Genomic DNA, 16,152 nt, shown 5'->3' on the forward strand with positions numbered 1-16,152 from the left:
TCCATGCGTTTCTTTCCCTGATTTAGTCACCATGACCTCATCCCCAATCAGCAACCATATACCTTTAGTTTCCTGTGTGTGTTGCTTTATGAGCTGCCAACGTAACGCCGACCACTCTATTTTTTCTCTAAAAAAACGCTGTACCGTTCGATAGCTGCCACCTTTTTCAGTCCAACGCGACAAACTCAGCATGGTTACTCGTCCCGTCATCGACAGCATGGCTTCAATAAGCAGGGTCATCTGCTTTAGCGTGCGGGCTTTTAAATGTGGACTTACGGTATTTAGTATTGCTATGATTTCGTTCATGGTCAGTTTGGCTGCGAATGCTCTGTTAGAAGCGGTATTCTACCTTCTCTGACCTTTCTCCTTCCTCCGATATCTGTAAATTACTCATCCCAATTGGCGAAGGTATTGATAGATGATAGTTAATTTACATTGCTTTTCGCCTTATTAGCCATATGATTTAAACTTACCCAATTTAATATTCTGGAATTCTACGCCCAAACTGCGGAAAAGCTGTTTAAGTCATTGGACACTAGTTTTCTAGGTTCTGTTGACGTTTTGTCTAAAAAATTAATCTATATTTTTCAATTAAATAACTTAAAGCACGATTTTTTAATCGTAATTCCGGCAAGAATTACCGTTAGTTACAACCCATAAATAACATCTCATCATCTGGATACCAGCATTTATTAACGAGATGATATTCTACTGTTGATAATAAAGTGGCCCCTCAGTGTATATACTCCGTGCGGTCACTATTGCGGATTCTTAAGTGTGCTTAACACCATATATTACAAAGGGTTAATGTGTTTCTATTTTCCGCATCCGTGACCGCGCGGAGTATAACTCTAATTTTTCTTTTTCCAGGTCAAAATAATACACTTTTTGGGAGGCGTCTGCGTAACATCAGTTAATATTTAAGTCGACTCCTATGAATCAATACTTCGGACAGTTTTAAGTCATTGAAATGACAAGTTCTTTAACGAAGGTCCTTAAAAAACTTATGTTTATGAAAATAAATAACTCGTTAATTTTCAATTAGTTAATATTTAATGTGACTCTGCATTTTGCATGAATTTGATTTAATTCTCGACAAACCGCCACAAGCCTTGTTATTCGTGAAGTATCAATTATCAAAACTGTCCGAAGTATTGTAACTGGTTAATCTGGAAATTTAATTTTTGAAAGTCTATAGGTCAGTTATACTAATCACTCAATATTCAACTCACTCAATTAAAATTGGTTGACGTGCAACTGTTAAAAAAATTATTTGGCAAAAAATCACAAAATAAAGGCATAGTCGGTATTAGCTATCTGCCGCATGGCCTTGCTTTAGCGGTTGCTAACAATGTTGACAATAACCAAATAAGACTTAACCATTGCGAATTTGTTCACATCCCGAATATTAGCGAACAGTCAGCTGTTCTTCGTGAACTCGTTGCCCAATATAGCCTTGATGAGTACGACTGCCATTTGGTGTTGACTCCCGACAATTATCGTCGCGTAAATATTGATGCGCCCGCAGTCGCTGAAAACGAAATGAACGAAGCTATTCGCTGGAAAATCGTTGATCTTATTGACTTTTCTATCGACAAGGCGGTTTTCGATTATTATTCCGTGCCAGTGTCTTTGCGTGCAAACAGCAGCAACATGTTGGAGGTGGTTGTCAGCTCCAATGAACATATCAAGGAACTGGCCGACAAATCTACGCAGGCTGGCCTGCAACTTAAAGTAATTGATATTCAAGAAACAGTTTTGCGTAATTTGGCTGTGTTTATTCCAGAAAATAAAAACGGGGTTGCTGTTTTGTATCTGCAAGAGTCTTCGGGAACCATCCTGATACAAAAAGAAGGGATTATTTATCTGTCTCGCAATTTTGACATTGGTTATCAGGAGTTGGGGTTGGCTTTGCAAAATAGCCGTGATGATAGTCAGAGCGGTATTAAACAAAACAATCTGGCTTTGGAAATACAACGGTCTTTGGATTACGTTGAAAGCTATTTTGGCATTCCGCCCATTTCGGGGCTGGCAGTTATTCCCTTGGCGGAAAATACCCATGAATTAATTAATATTCTCAACAGCAATCATGGTATTACCGCCAGAATCATGGATATTTCAGCGATTGTTGACAGTGATATTTTACTGGATGATGCCACCCAATCAAAGTGCTCACCGGTGATTGGTGCCACTTTGCGCTACGCAGTGGAATCCCTGTGATGCAACAAGTAAATTTATATAGAGAAATTCTCAAGCAACAACAAACGCAGTCCGGCATCAGTCTGACTACAGTGTCATTGGCGGCATTGGCTTTGTTGTGTTTAAGCTTTAGTGTCTATTTGTTATGGGATATCAGCACAACCAAAACTGAGCTGCATCAAGCACAGTTAACACTTAACCAGCAACAAGCCCAGGTTAATGAGATTTTATCCAAAAGATCCAGCCAAAAACCAAATACCCTGTTGATTGCAGAAATCGAACAGTGGCAAAATAGTATCAATGAAGCCGAGCAAACCCTAGAACTGCTTGCTGGCAAGGAGGCAATTCTGACACAAGGGTTTTCAGTTTATTTACAGGCGCTAGCCAATCAATTTGACCCCGACGTCTGGTTAACAGCAATTCATATTGACGGCCAAAATCGAGGGTTGAGGCTTGAAGGCAGTACCTTTAAACCACAACAAATTCCGCAAATGTTGCAGCGATTGCAAAGTGAGCCAGCATTCAAGGGCCAAACTTTTGCCAAGCTTGCAATGCAACAGTCTGTCAAGATAGCCGGACAAATGGACTATACACTCAGCAGTTCCGAGCAATCTTTAACGTTGAAAGATCATGCTCAGTAAACTCCAGGAAAGATTTCAAAGTCTGTCCAACCGTGAGAAAGTTATCCTAATCGGCGCATTATTAGCAGCTTTATGGGGCGGCTGGGATCATTTTTTTTATCATCCATTCGCGCTAGAACAAAAATTACTCAAGCAACAATTGGACAGCCTTAACACGCAAATAGTCATCGATCAGCAAACGTTAACCCAACTTGAAAACAGCGGTAACACTGATCTAAATGTTGATAATCAGAATAAGCTGATCGAGTTAAAAACTCAATACAGTAGGCTGCAAGATCAGATTATGCTTGGCGACAAAAAATTTGTGCCGTCGCCTTTAATGGCAAAGGCGCTAAGCGATATGCTTAAACAGAATCAACAACTGACCTTGAATAAATTGGAGTCATTGCCACCCACCACCTTACTGGCCGGGAAACAGCAACACCTGCCTATCTATAAGCACGGACTGGTTATCACTTTTATTGGCAATTACACCGATACCGTTAAATACCTTAAAGCACTGGAAGCGTTGCCTTGGGCCATTGTTTGGGACAGCTTTGATTACCAGGTTAAAGAATATCCTATGGCTGTTTGTACCCTCCGTATGTACACTCTCAGTTTTGAAGAGGGTTGGTTAGGTGTTTAAAAAGCTATTAAGCGCATTTTTGGTAACCCTGGTGTCACTACCAAGCCACGCTGAATGGAGAGACCCCACCCGGCCATCTTACCCGGAGAAAACTGAGACTGCTGCTGTTAACATGGAAGAGGAGCCAAAATTGTCAGCAATATGGATCTCCGCAAAGTCCAGACGGGCAACTATCAACGGTATCCATGCCAAACAAGGCCAAATCATTTCAGGCAGCATCAAAATCATTAACATTCGTAAAAATTCGGTCACAATTAATCAGAATGGCACCATCAAGACCTTGCAACTGTTGCACCGCCCTTACAAAACTAAATAAATGCCAAGAATATGCATAAAATGACCAAAGCCAATTCCGTCATTACTATCGCGTTACTATTACTGATGACATCGTGTTCGCCTGTGCAACGATTCACGCCTAGCGAACTTGCCGAGGTTTTTCCTAAAAAAACAGCGCAGATACCTCGCAAACCGTTACCCCCCGTATCACCTGATATTCCAGTGGCTGATTTTAAATCGTCAACGGCCCCCTCCGGATACTCAGTGCGGCATCCGCTTAATGTGTCCGTGCATGAGGTTGATGCTCGCGAGTTTTTTATGGGTCTCGTCATTGATACTGATGATAATATGGTGGTGCATCCGGAAGTCAAGGGTAGGATTTCTTTGGAATTAAAAAACGTCAGCATTCCACAGGTGTTAGATGCAATACAAAAAGTCTACGGTTATGACTATAAAAAAACTGATATTGGTTATGTTATCTACCCGGCAACCTTACAAACTAAAACTTTCAAAATCGACCGTTTGGATTTGTTGCGTAAAGGCGCATCTAACACCGTCGTATCTTCCGGGCAAACCGGGACTTCATCAGGTTCATCCGGTTATGGTGGCCAACAAAGCCCGAATTTAATGCAACAGCCCAGCACTGGTCAGCCCGGCACTAGTCAGAGGGTTTCTCCAGTTTCTGGCAGCTCGATTACCACCACGACACAGGCCGACTTCTGGAAAGAGCTTGAGGACGCATTAACCACCCTGATTGCCGTCGATAAAGAAGCTACCTTCGTGATTAATCGGCAATCGGGTATCGTGATTGCTCGGGCAAAACCCATGCAATTGCGCGAAATTGAAAGCTTCTTAACCTCTATTCAGAATCAGATCAGTCAACAAGTGATACTTGAGGCGAAAATATTGGAAGTGAACCTTAACGACAGTCACCAAGATGGTGTGGAATGGAAAAGCATCGTCAGGCAAGGCCTGGAAATTGCGCCTGGAGTATTGACCGGAGGGGTATATACCCTGACTGCAAATGCAGGCAGTTTTGTTGCCGGAGATTTCACTGCAATTGTTACACTCCTTGCAACCCAAGGAAAAATCAACGTACTCTCCAGCCCGCGAATTTCAACCTTAAATAATCAGCAAGCCATCATCAAGGTAGGTCAAGATGAAACCTTTGTTAATGGCATTTCTCCCGGTATCTCGGGCGGCATCAACAGCGGCAATGTGCAACCTGCCCCCATTTTGGCACAATACTTTTCCGGCATTGCCCTGGACGTCACACCGCAAATCAATGAAGGCGGAGATATTTCCCTGCATATTCACCCTTCTATTACCAAAGTGGAAAACCACGATATAACTTATGCAATTGATGGTATAGGTTCTTCATCAGTGGTACCAACCGCGCTTATCACCATCAGGGAATCAGACAGCATTGTTAAAGCCAAAAATAGCCAAGTTATTGTGTTGGGCGGTTTAATGCAAGACACCAGCGATGAAAACAAAGAAGGTCTATTTGGTTTTGCCAAAATTCCCTATCTGGGTAATCTGTTTAGGTCTAATACCGGCAACAGCCGAAAAACAGAGCTGGTTATTTTGCTAAAGGCCACGCTGATCAGTAGCGACGCCAACTGGCAAAACGATATAGATGCCAGCGAGCGGCGAATTAGAGCCCTGAATGATCAGCCACGCTGGAAATAAAGGCCCTCAGATACTGAACTTTCTACGCGTACACAGCCATGGACATTAGCAAAAAAATTCGTATCGGTGACTTGCTAGTTAAGAACCAAATTATAACGTCTGAACAACTATTGTCCGCGCTTGCCGAACAAAAAAAGACCGGCAGAAAACTGGGTCGTACACTGATTGACCTTAATTTCATTAAAGAAACCGATTTACTTAACTTCCTGTCACGGCAATTACAAATCCCGTTTTTGGATTTTTCACGGTACCCAAGAAACCCGGATATAATCAAAATATTGCCGGAAATCTTGGCTCGACGTTTTCGTGTCATACTACTGGAAAATAATGCCAACGATGTACTTCTGGCAATATCTGATCCTACCGACTTAATGGCTCTTGACGAATTAAGGCGGCTGCTTAAAAAAACCATTCGAGTGGCAGTGGCCAAAGAATCAGAAATATTGGACGCCATTGATCAAGCCTATCGGCGCACCTCTGAAATTGGTCTGTTGGCTGAAAAATTGCGCAATGAACTCTCAGAAAACGATGTTGATCTTGATGCTCTGCTGACGTCTGAAAAGGTTACCGATGCGCCGGTCGTCAAGCTGTTGCAATCGTTATTTGAAGATGCTGTGCAAGCCAAGGCTTCTGATATCCACATTGAGCCCGACGAAAAAGTATTGCGTATAAGGCAGCGGGTTGACGGTGTTTTAATTGAACAAGTGCTGGATCAGGCCAATATCGCTTCTGCGATGGTGATCCGTTTAAAACTGATAGCCGGACTTAATATCTCCGAAAAACGATTACCACAGGATGGTCGCTTTAGTATCAGGGTGAAGGGACGCGCCCTGGATATCAGAATTTCCACGTTACCAGTGCAAAATGGTGAATCCGTGGTGATGCGCTTGCTGGATCATTCGCACGGTCTTTTAAATCTTGAGCATTTGGGTATACCGGCAACCATTCTTACCCGTTTTAGAAAACACATCAATAGCCCCCATGGTTTAATTTTGGTAACAGGACCCACCGGTAGCGGTAAAACTACAACACTTTATGCGGCCCTAACCGAAGTCAACAAGCCAGAAAACAAAATTATTACAGCCGAAGATCCGGTTGAATATAGCTTGCCCAGAGTTAATCAGGCACAGGTTAACGATAAAGTGGGGCTTACTTTTGCCAGCATACTGCGATCAGCTTTGCGTCAAGACCCTGATATTATTCTAGTTGGCGAGATGCGGGATAGTGAGACGGCTGAAATTGCCATTCGGGCATCCATTACCGGTCATTTGGTGTTTTCCACTCTGCATACCAATGGTGCCATTGAAACCGCCACGCGGTTATTGGACATGGGCATTGAGGGCTTTATTTTAGCCAGTGCATTACGCGTAATTATTGCCCAGCGGTTGGTGCGCCGAATTTGTGAATATTGCGCAGAACCCGCGGTTTGTGAACCAGGACAGCTGATCTGGCTGGAAAAATCCCAGAATAAAGATTATGGTCAAGCCAGCTTCCAGCACGGACGTGGGTGTCACCAATGTAATAATACCGGTTACAAGGGCAGGATTGGTGTGTATGAATTGCTGGATCTTCAGCCCGAAACCCTGGATGCCTTACGACGTAATGATTCCGCAGGTTTTACGCAAGCTGCCTTACAAACCCCTGGCTTTATTCGTTTTTCAACCTGCGCCGCCGAGTATGCTCAACAAGGCATTACCACAGTAGAAGAGGTATTGCGCATTACCGGCGCTGGAGAATAACGTGGCGCATTTCAAATGCACTGCTCGTAACGCCGCTGGCCAACTGGTCACCCATGTGGTTGAAGCCGAAGACCGTTCTGGAGCAGCCCATATTATAACCAGCCGGGGCCTGACACCGGTATCTATTACACTAGAACTCATAAAATCTGATTTACTCGAGCAAATCAACCATTGGCATGCTCTTAATAGTCTTAGCCTTGCTGATATGATGCTGTTCAGCCGGCAAATGCACAGCTTGTCAAAAGCCGGCGTACCCCTGATTAGAGCTTTGCAAAGCCTGACCGAGTCCACGCGTAACCCGGCATTGGCGGGAGCTCTCAAAGATATTACCAAGCGCCTTGAATCGGGTTCGCCTATAAGCCAGGCTATGAATCAGCACAAAAAAATATTTAGTCCGCTATTTATCAATATCGTTAATGTCGGTGAAGCCAGCGGAGAGCTGGATCAGGCATTTTTGCAAATCGCCAACTATCTGGAACGGGAAAAAGAAACCCAAAGTCGAATCAAATCGGCATTCCGTTATCCGACCATGGTGATTATCGCCATCAGCATCGCTATGGGGGTCATCAACATTTATGTAATTCCTTCATTCAAAAGCGTATTCGACAGGATGCAAGCGGAGTTGCCCTGGCAAACTAAACTGCTGATGACCATCTCCAATTTTACCGTCAGCTACTGGCCCTATATACTTGGAGTGCTGCTGGCTTTGGCCACTATTTTTATCAAATACATCAACACCACTAATGGACGCTTGCAATGGGATTGGTTAAAGCTCCACATTCCCGGGGTGGGTAGTATTGTTGAACGCTCTATTATGGAACGCTTTGCGCGTTCATTTGCTATGACGCTGAGTTCTGGAGTGCCTTTAATTCAAGGCATCAGCATCGTTTCTACGGCCATTGGCAATAGCTATATCGCTTCCAAGCTGGAGCAAATGCGTATAGGCATCGAAAAAGGCGACTCTATTAGCCGCATGGCAAGAAGCACTCAATTATTTCCACCGTTGGTTATACAAATGATCATGGTGGGTGAAGAAACCGGAAATATTAGCGAGATGCTGCTAGAAGTTGCTGACTTCTATGAAACAGAAGTTGATGCAGAATTAAAAAACATAGCCAGTGTCATTGAGCCTTTCTTGATCGTGATAATTGGCATAATGGTGTTGATAATGGCGCTGGGTATCTTTTTACCGATGTGGAACTTATCGAGGGTGATGCATTAGATTAGATTAGATTAAATTAAACGCAGCGCTTCGATAGGTCTCTTCTAAAGCTGTCAAAGAGCGCAATTAAAATAGCGCAAAATTAATGAGACTTTTACTTGGTGTGCCGTGAGTTCTTGGGTTGTACTCAGGAATCTGGTTGAACGGTCGAACCATAAACGTAACTTATTTTATAATCGATACTCCAAGCTCCCGCGACACGTAATCGGCCCCACCATAAGCACCAAATTCACTGTGTGCATTTATCATATAAATGCTCGGATTATCGCCACCCTCTTTGTAAGATGCCAATGTGCACGTCAAATTAACAGTAAATCCAGGTAGGTCCGGAAGAGTTAACGCCGTCTGCGCGTTTACATCTACGCAGCCCCCGCCCGTGCTGATTTTGGCTGCCGCCCAACCCAAGCCGGCTCTTGCCGCCTGATAAGCTTTTGTACTTTGTAAAGCATAACTTGAAGTAGCGAGTTGCACACCACTAAGCCGCACCATATAACTACCTAGCAGGCCCAGTACTACTAAAATAAAAATTGCCATTACGATGGTAAAGCCCCGCTGTTTACTCTCCAGGCAGGCGGTATTTCTAGTCATGGAACATTATCCACATGAACCTGCTGCATGAGTTGTACTGACTCACCCATTGCATCGGTCAGGGTAATTTCCACCGTCACCAAGCCAGAGCGGGAGGCAGTGCCGGGGCTATAAGTAAACCTGCAACTGGCTATCTTATCGGCCTGCAATTGTCCGATAACGCCGGCTGGCGGGTTAGGTTGTGCCGCTCCGATAACGTAACCGGAATAGCGCAATAATTGGTTATTGATACAAAGGTAGGTGATGGGGGTATCAACAATAAAAAAACGTTGCTGCGGCGAGCTAAAAGGAAACTGGAAGGCATTAAATTTGATCACTTTAGCGTTGCTTGAATTGACTACCGTCGTGCGATTATTACCCACATAAGCATCGGCAGACACGCCGCCAAGATTATAAATAACCAGAGATTCTCCCGTGGTCGCCACGGGATTAAACACCTTTAAGGTGCCCATTGCCTCAAAACAATTGTCAGCCAAAGTGAAATCCAACACATCACCGACCGGGTTAGGTGTGCATAAGCCAGCAGTTGCGGGGACGCTAAAATCTTGCCGGGCTCGATAACGCCCACCATCTTCGATATGCAGCAATTCAATCACGGTGCCGCCGCTAATTCGCACACTGTTGGGAAGCGCCCGGCGAATATCTCGCTGCATGCGCCTTAACGTAAGTTCCGCTGTATCAACCAGGGCAGTGCGGCGTTGCAGATCAAGATAACTTTTTATCGGCAAAGTAATTATATTGGTAGTCATGGTCGCCAAAATGCCGACGATAACGATCACCATAATCAGCTCAATAAGACTAAAACCTAGATATTTATGCGGGGTCATCTATAAATAAGCAAACTTATAACCGACCAGAGTAAGACCCGAAACGCCAGGCCCTGATACAGTGACTGTAATTTCTTTCGCAGCCAGACCTGAGACTGATTGGTCAACTACAGCAACCGATACATTGTAAGAAGATAAGTTGCTCATTAAAGCGCCTTGTTGATTGTAGGCGCCGACGTCGTTCAGGCCATTATAGTCAGCCACGTTGTCATAACTGGCGCGAGTTTCACCGGCATTAGTGCCATTAGGGTCAGTAAAAGATTGCAACAGGATTTCTTCCAGATAGGCCTCAGCAATTGCTATCGCCTGATATTGAACAACGGGATCAGCGCTATGACTAACAGTTAGATTGATCACCGAAAAAACACCGGTGACAGCAATGCTGATAATCAGCATGGACAGGATTAGCTCAATCAGGGTTACGCCGGCTTGCTTGTACCCCAGAGGGTAATAACGCTTATTGATAGTCAATTGCACCTCAGAGCCCATAAACAAAGCCAGTGTTGCTAACTACAGCAATGGTTTTGACACCGGCAACCGTTAACAGTACATCCGCGGAAGCACGCCCCAAGGCGTCAAAATAAAACGTCGCGGGGGTTGCTGTTAAAGACACCCCCGGTTCGCTGTGTGTATAAGCGGCTTCACCAGTGCCGGGATTACGAACCGGCAGCGAAAAAACCGCAGAATTACTTATGCATTGACTACGATCAGCCGGTTGATTTAAGACATAGGAATTGGCATTGATCGAAACCTGCACCTTACACCCTGTGGCCACCGCCAGCTTTTGTGCATAGCGAACCGCGCTAAGCGTATCATCGAAAAATGCCTGCTGTTGATAACTGGAAACAGCAAAGAATTTTGGTAATGTGGTTGCCGAGAGTATGCCCAGCAATACAATCACCATGACCAGCTCGATCAGCGTGAAACCATTTGCTACCCCATTGTTCCCTGTTAACGGGTATGTTGAGGAGCCTTGATGGCTTAGAGAAACCCAGCTAAGTTGTGTTGCTGAGCTAAACTGCCGGCCCACTCCGCAAAAATGATTAGCAACCTGTAGTTGTCACCGTTATCGTTGGTGGCGTAGCAACTGCTGTTGGCTCAGTATATACCAGGGAACAAGTCGCAGCAGTGGGTGCGCTGACTGGAGATATCGTAAGGCTAGTGCCAGTAGCGGTCAGCGTATAGTCAGTCGCGTTCAAACCGGCGGCGGCGGCCAAATTCACATCTGCCTTAGGATAGCCAGATGCAAAAGCCGTAGAAAATGTAATTGTTATCCCCTCAGCAACAATTGTGGCAGGCGCTGGATTGGATACCAGATATTTTGCATGCGCCATTGCAGCGGTTGCGCTTAAAGCGCCTCGGGCTGCATTTACACTGGCAATACGTGCATCTTTACCCATATCAATAAACTTAGGTAACGCAACCGCCGCCAAAATGCCTAAAATCACTATCACCATGACCAATTCGATCAATGTAAAACCTTGTTGTTTAGTTGTTTTCATTTTTCACCTCTTTATTTTTAAAATAATAAATAAACTGAAGTTTTCCAATAACTTCAAAGGTAAGCCGCCGTAGTAATTAGGCATTAGTTTTATGCCGGGATTAGCGAGAAATGTAGCGTATCCATTACCCCCCGGCATGCCCGACCAACCCCTAAAATCAGGAAACTAGAGATTAAAAATAATGACTACTAATTAATAAAGCAATTTGATTATACTCCTGAAAACAAATGGCAGTCTAAGCTAAAAAAGCGATGAAAATATTCCTAGGCCTCTTTTTTAAAAAAATATTATTAATTGATGTGATGTTGTAAAGTAATAATTAAATATGACAGTGCTTTTAAGGAATTGTTAAAAATCAAATAGCCCTGGCATGGAAGAAAATATCTAACCGATTAATAATAAACGATTCTATAAATAAGCAGTTACCAATAATTTCATCTAAACGCAATCCTATCGATCCTATTTCCATCAAGAAATCTTATGAGCATACGGAAAATAATTTTTTGCGACATTTGTAATCCACAAGGCATACGAATCATCGAATTTCGTCGCGCGCCAAGAGATAACGAACGCAATGGTCGACGTATCAGTGACGGCCGTGCCTGGATTGAGTGCGACCTAGCGCATGCCACCAAGAATGGCTGGTTATGTACGCCAGATGGTCGACACATTTGCCCATATTGCCAAACAATTAATCATTAAACTTCTGTTCTTTTTGGGTATGTGTCAGCATAAACTTTCTGCCATAAGTCGGTTTTTCCTGGTTTGTCCCCTGTGGTGCGTTTTTTTGTTTGCGATAGGGCCAACCTGCGTATATGGAGCCTGGTTTAATGCAACCTGGCATTATCGGGTGCCCGTTAATATCCCGGCGACAGCGACTGTCAACAGTACTGTTAAAGTGGATGTGGATTTTACTGCCCTGCTAGCCAGTTTGGGAGTTGCGGGAACATTTGATGGCAATTCGCCCCGCGTTGTTCGTTCTGATGATCTTACACTAAGCACCAATCAGCAGTATACGGATACAGTTTATGCCGACGCAACGGATGCGGCAGGAAACAGTCGGGGTGAAATTCGCTTTATTCTGCAAAATGCCGGGCCCGCAACGTATTATTTGTATTTTGATGTGGCTTCCTCCGGTCTGAAAGCGGCAAATCCACAGATACCTATCAATGGCAATTTCGAGTTTGGCGCTGTTGCCGGAGCAAATCCTCAGATACCGCCGGGGTGGGCTGCTGCGACGCGATCCAAAAATACAATGGATTCGCAGATCCGCCCCGCAGAAGCTCCGGTTGTTATTGATCAAACCACAGTCACAACCAATGGCAATCCCTATACGGGAGCGGCTGCTTATTTGCAAGGGTTTCGTTCGGCGACCGATGCGGGCGGAAATGGTGTATTAACCAAGTCCTTAATCATTCCGGCCAGCAATCCAGGTTCTATTAGCGTTCGAATACGCCCTGAAGGTTGGCATAGTGCCAAGAATGGAAACACGACTAGTTATGACTTTATTCGGGTGCGGCTGTTGAAAAGTTCAACGGTGAAGCTTGATATTGTTGGCCCGGCGCTTAATAACTATGCAACTTGCCCGTTCAGCCCTAACTATTTTACAAGTTCCACCATATCCTCCACCACACCCGGTTCTGGTCTATACAACTATTGGGATAATGGCAGCGGCAGAAACAATCATACCCTGGGTATGTCGGCACTTTATAATCGCGGCTTGGAGCCTTGGGTGACCTGTACAGCCAGCCTTGCCGGAGTTGCTGGGCAAACCCTGACCCTGGAAATTCGCAGCAATTATGTCGCTTCAAAGAGGAGTTGGTTTTTAATTGATGATCTGGAGTGGTCAGTGGTGACGGCGACATTGGGTTCGCCCACCGCTTCCGCAGTGGCGGCCATTGTCCCGGCGAATTTCAATTGCGTCGAAGCAGGGAACGATTCCGCAACCGGCCGTTTGTACACTAAGCTGGTTGGGTCACCATTTAACTTTGATGTTGTTGCGCTTAAGGCAGATAGCAGCGTGAATACAGGTTATGTTGCCGGCACCAGTAAAACGGCAACTATTGAATTAGTCGATGGTTCTGCCGGTATCGATTGTGCCAGCCGCGCGGCCCTTTTGCCCGCTATTTCGCAAACACTCTCTTTCAGCGCTACAGATCTGGGCCGTAAAGCCATTGCGCCGATTACCCTCGGAAAGGCTTATCCCAACTTACGTTGCCGGGTGACCGATGCCAATCAATCGCCCAGCATCGTGGGCTGCTCTAGCGATAATTTTGCAGTTCGCCCGAGCGGGTTGACGGTGACTTCCAGCATCAATGCCGATGCCGCTGGTCTTGGCAACAGCGCGGCCCCAGTGCTCAAAACCGGTGATTTATTCACGCTAACTGCTGAGAGTGGCGTCGCTGGTTATAACACCACACCTAGTCTCGATGGTAGTAAAGTTAACGCGCATATTGGAGCGGCGCAGGTCGGAACTTTGGTGGGTGACTTTGACGGTGCAGACCCGGTTAACGGAACGGCGACAGGTTCGATCTTTACCTATTCTGAAGTGGGTTACTTCAACTTAGCCACAAATGGCGTTTATGACGACAGCTTTACTGCAGAGGATTCGGCTGTGAACGATTGTACAGATGATTTTTCTAATAGCTTGGTTGGCGGCAAAGTGGGTTGTAAATTCGGCAATACGGCAGAGACAACTTATTTCGGTCGTTTTATTCCCGATCATTTTGATATAACGCCTGGCTCGATAACGCCTGCCTGCAGCTCATCGTTTACTTATTTCGGTCAGGATGGCTTCAGTACATCGTTTACCCTTATTGCACAGAATGCCGATGACACCACCACCCAGAACTATCACGGTGGATTCGCCAGACTTGGTCTAACGGCGTGGAGCATGTTTAATTTTAGCTCACCCGGTTTACCGGCCGGCTCGTTATTGTCAGCCAGTATCACTTTGCCTGTGGGAGTTTGGAGTCAGGGAGTGGCTAATGTAACAGCAAAACATCAGGTAAGCAGGCCAACTGCGCTAACGGGAGAAACCAGTGTGGTTGTGCAGGCAGCGCCAATCGATTTAGATGGCGTCACCATGTCGCCTACAGCCGTCGCGGATCCAACACCTTTACGCTATGGGCGTTTACTTTTGCAAAATGCGTATGGTTCCGAGCTGATGGCTTTGCCAGTGTCATTGACCGCACAATATTGGAACGGTAGCGCTTTTGTGCTTAATACCGATGATAGCTGCACTTCGGTGGTAGCACCTGCCAGCGGCGCAGGACTGGCTTTTTACCCGGAGGTCGCAACCACTGCGCAGGGTAATCACCTAAGTGCTACTGAAATCAGTGCTACAGTCAGTACCACCGGTAAGCTTGTTACCGGCGATGGGGGGCTTAAGTTTTCTGCCCCTGGCATCGGGAATGATGGTTATCTGGATATTCGCATTCAGGTACCCATCTGGCTTAAATTTGACTGGAACGCCACCACTGCAGGTGACGAATATCCTTCTGCTCGTGCCGCATTCGGCATTTATAAAGGCAATGACAGTCAGATTTATCTCCGTGAAGTGTATTAAACAGTGGCCTTAGAAGGTAAGCCCAACAAATGGAAAGCATACAAAACCGGCGGAGCCCATGCTGATTCTGTCTCCCTAGCGATAGCGCCCGCCGTCGTTGAGGGTAAGCCCAGTGTAGGTAGGAATTCTTCGTCCGCTCTCAACAGCTGTGCATTGTTAAGTCTTGGGTTATTTTGCATGCTCTCCACAATATGTGCTGACATGGAACTTGCCTAAATTATTTCATGCGTCGATATTTATAGGCGGTTGGTTTTTTTGCCAGGGTTTGTGAAAAGTGTAGCACATCGATTAAACATACCTCTCATGCCAGTCATTTGTTCAGTTACCAGAGCCTTCATGGTTATTTTCAACACTAATTGACGAGCAACCAGTGGTTGTTACCTTCAGCGTTGGAGACGATGTGGCCGATGTCGGCTCAGTATATACCACGGAACAAGTCGCAGCAGTGGGGGCGCTGACTGGAGATACCGTAAGGGTGGTGCCAGAAGCCGTCAGTTTGTAATCAGTCGGGTTCAAGCCAGCGGCAGCGGCCAAATTCACATTAGCCTTAGGGTAACCAGGTGCAAAAGCCGTAGAAAAGGTAATGGTTACCCCCTCAGCAACAATTGTAGCAGGCGCTGAGCCTGATACCAGATACTCGGGGAGTCACTATTTTTCTAACAACGTCATCCCGGGCTTCCTGCTGGGGATAACACGAAAAATTACGCTACTACTATGCCTTCCGGCGGTCTCAGCCGTCCTGCTTTACTCTCCGAACACCCAACAAGGGGTATTCAGAATCGTGCACGCAATGACTCGACGCTCTTCACTAATGCTTCGACATTTTCACTGCGCTAACGCTTCGTGAAAACATCTACGCGTTGCGCTTCTGAGAACTATTTTCCACCACTCAACTGTTCGTTTCGCTTCCGGGAAAACAGCGTTCGCATGCGCCATTGCAGCGGTTGCGCTTAAAGCGCCTCGGGCTGCATTTACACTGGCAATACGTGCATCTCTGTACCCATATCAATAAATTTCGGTAAAGCAACCGCCGCCAAAATGCCTAAAATCACTATCACCATGACCAATTCGATCATTGTAAAACCTTGTTGTTTAGTTGTTTAGTTGTTTAGTTGTTTAGTTGTTTAGTTGTTTAGTTGTTTTCATTAGACATCTTTCCTAAATAATCGACATAGAATTTGGCCTTTATAAGGTTAAAATAGCGATCTACCTCTGAAAACACGGATAGCCATGACTCCTTATACCCAATTACCAAGACACAAACCTGAAGAAT

15 protein-coding genes are annotated in these 16,152 nt (G+C 45.3%); 8 read left to right on the forward strand and 7 right to left on the reverse strand.

The window, feature by feature from the left end:
* A partial coding sequence (locus N7974_RS18330; RefSeq protein ID WP_262967003.1) for a transposase occupies nucleotides 1–306 on the reverse strand: 306 nt, incomplete at its 3' end.
* A gap of 945 nt (nucleotides 307–1,251) precedes the next feature.
* Between N7974_RS18330 and N7974_RS18335 the strand changes: the two genes are divergently transcribed.
* Genes N7974_RS18335 through N7974_RS18365 form a run of 7 tightly spaced genes read left to right on the forward strand, consistent with a single transcriptional unit; the run spans nucleotide 1,252 to nucleotide 8,394 of the window.
* Entirely contained in the window at nucleotides 1,252–2,220 is a 969-nt protein-coding gene (locus N7974_RS18335; RefSeq protein WP_262967004.1) for a type IV pilus biogenesis protein PilM, read from the forward strand.
* Complete coding sequence (locus N7974_RS18340; RefSeq protein ID WP_262967005.1) at nucleotides 2,220–2,840, forward strand: PilN domain-containing protein; 621 nt, start codon at nucleotides 2,220–2,222, stop codon at nucleotides 2,838–2,840. The genes N7974_RS18335 and N7974_RS18340 overlap by 1 nt, the downstream gene beginning before the upstream one ends.
* Nucleotides 2,830–3,465 carry a hypothetical protein gene (locus N7974_RS18345; protein ID WP_262967006.1) on the forward strand — a complete coding sequence of 212 codons (636 nt, stop codon included), beginning with the start codon at nucleotides 2,830–2,832 and terminating at the stop codon, nucleotides 3,463–3,465. The genes N7974_RS18340 and N7974_RS18345 overlap by 11 nt, the downstream gene beginning before the upstream one ends.
* On the forward strand, nucleotides 3,458–3,781 hold the full coding sequence (locus N7974_RS18350; protein WP_262967007.1) for a hypothetical protein: 324 nt from the start codon (nucleotides 3,458–3,460) through the stop codon (nucleotides 3,779–3,781). The genes N7974_RS18345 and N7974_RS18350 overlap by 8 nt, the downstream gene beginning before the upstream one ends.
* 20 nt (nucleotides 3,782–3,801) lie before the next feature.
* Nucleotides 3,802–5,433, forward strand: coding sequence for a secretin N-terminal domain-containing protein (locus N7974_RS18355; protein ID WP_262967008.1), 1,632 nt, complete (start codon nucleotides 3,802–3,804; stop codon nucleotides 5,431–5,433).
* Between the two features lie 38 nt (nucleotides 5,434–5,471).
* Nucleotides 5,472–7,172, forward strand: a complete 1,701-nt coding sequence (locus N7974_RS18360) for a GspE/PulE family protein (RefSeq protein WP_262967009.1) — start codon at nucleotides 5,472–5,474, stop codon at nucleotides 7,170–7,172.
* 1 nt (nucleotide 7,173) lies between these two features.
* Nucleotides 7,174–8,394: a type II secretion system F family protein gene (locus N7974_RS18365; protein WP_262967010.1), complete on the forward strand. Its 1,221-nt coding sequence runs from the start codon at nucleotides 7,174–7,176 to the stop codon at nucleotides 8,392–8,394.
* A 165-nt stretch (nucleotides 8,395–8,559) separates the two neighbouring features.
* On the opposite strand, the gene N7974_RS18370 is transcribed toward N7974_RS18365, so the two are convergent.
* The 5 genes from N7974_RS18370 to N7974_RS20705 are packed head-to-tail and all read right to left on the reverse strand — an operon-like array spanning nucleotide 8,560 to nucleotide 11,311.
* A complete protein-coding gene (locus N7974_RS18370) occupies nucleotides 8,560–8,982 on the reverse strand; it encodes a hypothetical protein (RefSeq protein ID WP_262967011.1) in 423 nt (140 codons plus the stop codon).
* The gene (locus N7974_RS18375) at nucleotides 8,979–9,809 is read right to left on the reverse strand and encodes a type II secretion system protein (protein WP_262967012.1); all 831 of its coding nucleotides are present in this window, start codon (nucleotides 9,807–9,809) and stop codon (nucleotides 8,979–8,981) included. Before N7974_RS18375 ends, N7974_RS18370 begins: the two co-directional genes overlap by 4 nt.
* Nucleotides 9,810–10,298, reverse strand: a complete 489-nt coding sequence (locus N7974_RS18380; protein WP_262967013.1) for a type IV pilus modification PilV family protein — start codon at nucleotides 10,296–10,298, stop codon at nucleotides 9,810–9,812.
* Entirely contained in the window at nucleotides 10,288–10,839 is a 552-nt protein-coding gene (locus tag N7974_RS18385; RefSeq protein WP_262967014.1) for a type II secretion system protein, read from the reverse strand. Before N7974_RS18385 ends, N7974_RS18380 begins: the two co-directional genes overlap by 11 nt.
* A 13-nt stretch (nucleotides 10,840–10,852) precedes the next feature.
* The gene (locus N7974_RS20705) at nucleotides 10,853–11,311 is read right to left on the reverse strand and encodes a type IV pilin protein (protein WP_317451630.1); all 459 of its coding nucleotides are present in this window, start codon (nucleotides 11,309–11,311) and stop codon (nucleotides 10,853–10,855) included.
* Nucleotides 11,312–11,936: 625 nt separating this feature from the next.
* Here N7974_RS20705 and N7974_RS18395 point away from each other — a divergent pair.
* Entirely contained in the window at nucleotides 11,937–14,879 is a 2,943-nt protein-coding gene (locus tag N7974_RS18395; RefSeq protein WP_262967015.1) for a DUF6701 domain-containing protein, read from the forward strand.
* A 971-nt stretch (nucleotides 14,880–15,850) separates the two neighbouring features.
* Here the strand turns inward: N7974_RS18395 and N7974_RS18400 are convergent.
* A complete protein-coding gene (locus tag N7974_RS18400) occupies nucleotides 15,851–15,955 on the reverse strand; it encodes a hypothetical protein (RefSeq protein WP_317451631.1) in 105 nt (34 codons plus the stop codon).
* Nucleotides 15,956–16,152: the final 197 nt, after the last annotated feature.

Source organism: Methylobacter psychrophilus (genome assembly GCF_025583945.1).
GTDB lineage: Bacteria > Pseudomonadota > Gammaproteobacteria > Methylococcales > Methylomonadaceae > Methylobacter_C > Methylobacter_C psychrophilus.

Bases quoted from the DNA above. Each gene is read 5' to 3' on its own strand.
- N7974_RS18360 (WP_262967009.1), top strand. From the start codon at position 5,472: ATGGACATTAGCAAAAAAATTCGTATCGGTGACTTGCTAGTTAAGAAC.
- N7974_RS18395 (WP_262967015.1), top strand. From the start codon at position 11,937: ATGCCACCAAGAATGGCTGGTTATGTACGCCAGATGGTCGACACATTT.
- N7974_RS20705 (WP_317451630.1), bottom strand. From the start codon at position 11,311: ATGAAAACAACTAAACAACAAGGTTTTACATTGATCGAATTGGTCATG.
- N7974_RS18400 (WP_317451631.1), bottom strand. From the start codon at position 15,955: ATGATCGAATTGGTCATGGTGATAGTGATTTTAGGCATTTTGGCGGCG.
- N7974_RS18355 (WP_262967008.1), top strand. From the start codon at position 3,802: ATGACCAAAGCCAATTCCGTCATTACTATCGCGTTACTATTACTGATG.
- N7974_RS18375 (WP_262967012.1), bottom strand. From the start codon at position 9,809: ATGACCCCGCATAAATATCTAGGTTTTAGTCTTATTGAGCTGATTATG.
- N7974_RS18370 (WP_262967011.1), bottom strand. From the start codon at position 8,982: ATGACTAGAAATACCGCCTGCCTGGAGAGTAAACAGCGGGGCTTTACC.
- N7974_RS18340 (WP_262967005.1), top strand. From the start codon at position 2,220: ATGCAACAAGTAAATTTATATAGAGAAATTCTCAAGCAACAACAAACG.
- N7974_RS18380 (WP_262967013.1), bottom strand. From the start codon at position 10,298: ATGGGCTCTGAGGTGCAATTGACTATCAATAAGCGTTATTACCCTCTG.
- N7974_RS18345 (WP_262967006.1), top strand. From the start codon at position 2,830: ATGCTCAGTAAACTCCAGGAAAGATTTCAAAGTCTGTCCAACCGTGAG.